General features: G+C 65.2%; 2 protein-coding genes. Both read right to left on the bottom strand.

The window, feature by feature from the left end; translation table 11 throughout:
* Positions 1–500, bottom strand: a 500-nt coding sequence (locus EP26_RS35945) for a hypothetical protein (RefSeq protein ID WP_456303889.1), incomplete at its 3' end; no start/stop codon positions are given.
* Between the two features lie 817 nt (positions 501–1,317).
* Positions 1,318–2,706, bottom strand: a complete 1,389-nt coding sequence (locus tag EP26_RS30350) for an L-serine ammonia-lyase (protein WP_043345120.1) — start codon at positions 2,704–2,706, stop codon at positions 1,318–1,320.
* Positions 2,707–2,802: the final 96 nt, after the last annotated feature.

A 2,802-nucleotide genomic window follows, 5' to 3' on the forward strand; every position in this document is an offset into this window, starting at 1 on the left:
TCGCCGCCAGCCCAGGCCAGAAAGGAGATCTCGTTAACCGGGCAGATCACGGGCGGCCTGCCGGTCTCTTCGAGATGCAAGCGGCCAAAGGCCGCGGCATAATGAGCCAGGCGGTCCACGAAACTGGCTGAGAATACGTCCAGCCCGTCCGGCCAGCCATAGTGGCACAGGTCCCAGGACACCTGCACGCCCATGGCCTCTGCTGCGCGGAGTAGCGGCAGCACGGGTGACCAGTCGTACCATCCCGGCGCGCCGCCCTCCACGAGATGCCAGCGCACGCCATCGCGGGCGGCTGTGATGCCGTGTTCGGTCAGCTGGAGGTAGTCGGAAGCGGCTAGCTGGTCGTGCCGCGTGGCCGCGATCAGGTCTAGCCGCCGCCCATCGGCACGACGCTGCGTTGAGCACTCAAAGCCACCGAGAAAGAAACTCCGGAACAACCCCGGTCGAGACAGTGCGCGCAGCTCTGGTGGCGCAGCGACACCAGGCGTGCCTCCGAGCATCGTTGCTCCTGCCTCGGTGGCCACTCCGGCCAGCAGCTTACGGCGGGTAACGAGATTCAAAAGTGGGGAGTAATGTCTTTCAACATCAGCCTCCTCGGAGAGCTTCGGATTGCTTGCTGCTGTAAAACGGCGGCAGCCTGCACATGTTCCATTCTGGTGGCGCCACCTGGACAACACGGTGCAATACACCCACGGGCCTCCATGAGCCGGCATACAAAGAGAGCAGATCTACAGATCAGTCGAGCCGCCAGCAGACTGAGTCCCCCTCTTTCGCCGACCCACGCTGGGACAAACGGCCGGCTCGACCTCTATCAGGTGGCGCAGCGGGTGCTGAAGGGCGAGCCCGCCGGCGACGGCGGCGGAGCGGGTCGAGCGAGGGTACCTCGGTACGCTGCTCCGCCTCACGCTGCTGGCGCCGGAGATCGTGGAGGCGATCCTCGACGGCCAAGCTCTTTCTCTCCTCGGGCTGCCACAGCTGCTAGAACCGCTTCCGCTGAGTTGGGTGGAGCAGCGATCCGCGATCACTTGCCGAGGAAAGGCCTAAGGCAGCTGTCATTGGGTGACCTGCCGTGACCGAACCTGGCCGGAAGCTGACAGGCCGCTTTCTGGTCTGATCGGCCGCAAGCGGACCTTCGCTGTTCATCGTGGAACCGCCGGTTCGACCGAGGTCGTGTGAAGAACGATGGGCCTCGCTCAGCACGCACAATCATGCCCTGGAACAGTCGATTCCGGCACAGATGATGGAAGGCGCACGGCGGAGAAGCAGCGAACGCGCGGTCGTTCAGCATATCAGAGAGGCTAGCCGCGGTGCGGCCAATCAACATTGCACGACATTCACCGCGAGGCCGCCAAGCGAGGTTTCCTTGTATTTGTGTGACATGTCGAGGCCAGTCTGCCGCATCGTGGCGACCGCCTGGTCGAGGCTGACCAAGTGACGCCCGTCGCCGTGCAGCGCGAGCCTTGCGGCATTGATCGCCTTGACCGAGGCAATAGCGTTGCGCTCGATACATGGCACTTGGACGAGGCCGGCCACAGGATCGCAGGTCAGGCCGAGATTGTGCTCGAGGCCGATCTCCGCAGCGTTCTCGACCTGGGCATTGCTGCCGCCGAGCGTCGCCGCAAGCCCCGCCGCCGCCATCGCGCAGGCCGATCCGATCTCGCCTTGGCAACCCACCTCCGCACCGGAGATTGACGCGTTGCGCTTGATGATTGCGCCGATTGCGGCGGCGGCAAGGAGGAAGGTCTGCACCCCTCGTACATCGGCGCCTGGCACGAAATGCTCGTAATAATGCAGCACGGCCGGGATGATGCCGGCGGCACCGTTGGTCGGGGCTGTCACGACCCGTCCACCCGCGGCGTTCTCCTCGTTCACCGCGAGCGCCCACAGGTTCACCCAATCCATCGCCAGGAGCGGGTCCGCCTCGTTCCTCAGCGACTGCTCCTCGAGCTTCCGTCGAAGGGCTGGCGCACGGCGCCGCACGCGGAGACCGCCGGGGAGCTCGCCCTCGCCACGCAGGCCGCGCGCGGTGCATGCCTGCATGGCCGCCCAGATCCGGGCGATGCCGGCCGACACGTCGGACGGGCTTCGCTGGCTGGTCTCGTTCGCCCGCATGAGTTCCGCAATCGAGAGCTCGGCCGCCCCGGCGCGCGCGAGCAGTTCGGCGGCGTTGCTGAACGGGTGGGGTACCGGCGCGTCTGCCGCGGCGTCCAACCCGGCGAGTGCCTCGCCGTGCTCATCCAGGACGAAGCCACCCCCGATCGAGTAGTAGGTATGCAAAACGTCCGGCTGGCCGGCAGCGATGGCGGCGATGCGAAGGGCGTTCGGATGCCGCGGCAGCGTTTCGCGGGGAAGAAAGACGATATCGCTCGCCGGATCGAATGGCACGCGTCGTCCGTCGGGCAGGGACAGCCACCGTAGCCTGTGTATTCCATCGACGATGGTAGCTCCCTCGTCGGGATCAATCGTGTCGGGTTGGGCTCCGGTCAGCCCGAGCATGGTGGCGACATCCGTCGCGTGCCCCTTGCCAGTCCATGCAAGGGATCCAAAGAACTCCACCCGGAGCCGTTCCACCGGGAAATCCTTGCGGAGGCCGTTTGCGAAGCTCGCGGCGGCGACCATCGGCCCCACGGTGTGAGAGCTGGACGGACCTACGCCGATCCGGAACAAATCGAACAGGCCGATCCAAGTATGTGCAGTTTGACCCATGCTAAGGCCTGTTAGAGCTTGAGTGCTATTCCCATATTCGGGGCATGACAGACAGGAACGGTTGTGAGGTCTTCACCGACGCGGCATGGGCGGTCT

Origin of the sequence: Belnapia moabensis DSM 16746, from assembly GCF_000745835.1 — a bacterium.
Taxonomy (GTDB): domain Bacteria; phylum Pseudomonadota; class Alphaproteobacteria; order Acetobacterales; family Acetobacteraceae; genus Belnapia; species Belnapia moabensis.

Coding starts and splice junctions, on each gene's coding strand:
- EP26_RS30350 (WP_043345120.1), bottom strand. CDS start 2,706: ATGGGTCAAACTGCACATACTTGGATCGGCCTGTTCGATTTGTTCCGG.